This is a genomic window from Mesorhizobium sp. M1E.F.Ca.ET.063.01.1.1 (assembly GCF_003998155.1).
In the GTDB taxonomy this organism is placed as follows: Bacteria; Pseudomonadota; Alphaproteobacteria; order Rhizobiales; family Rhizobiaceae; genus Mesorhizobium.
Genome location: NZ_RZSC01001591.1, coordinates 1 through 465, shown reverse-complemented (window position 1 = coordinate 465; position 465 = coordinate 1). Strand labels below are relative to the sequence as shown.

1 protein-coding gene is annotated in these 465 nt (G+C 63.2%); it reads right to left on the bottom strand.

Going from position 1 to position 465, the window contains the following annotated elements; all coding sequences use genetic code 11:
- A partial coding sequence (locus EOA29_RS41990) for a hypothetical protein (RefSeq protein ID WP_189479201.1) occupies window positions 1-441 on the bottom strand: 441 nt, incomplete at its 3' end.
- Between the last annotated feature and the right edge of the window lie 24 nt (window positions 442-465).

Here is a 465-nt window from a genome sequence, read left to right as displayed (position 1 = left end):
GTCATAGCCGATGTCCTGCAGCCTGCGATCCGGATCGAGATGATTGTAGAGGTCGCGCCGTGCCGCGCGCCGCTTCGGCTCGATCATCTTCAGATGATAAAGGTTGAGACCGCTGTCCCTGAGTTTGAGGCGGAGGTCTTCGGGGAACCAGGCGCCATGCAAATCCGTCGACCGATAGCGATCCGGATGGTAGGCGCTGAACAGCCTGTGCTGCATCTTCTGCCCCCAGGGCCCGTCGACGCGGTAGCTGTCCGGCGTGTACATTTCCAGCGTCCGGAATCCCCAGGCGATGCGCCGCGACCGGCTGGTCAGTTGGCCAATTTGATCGGCGACCGCGTTTTCCAACCTCTCGTCGGGGTCCATTGCCAGGATCCAATCGGCGCCGGCCTCGAGGGCCGCAGCCAGCAGGGCACGCCGCCTCGTCGGCTCGCTGCTGAACATCTCGTCCGAACCACGATCGTCATA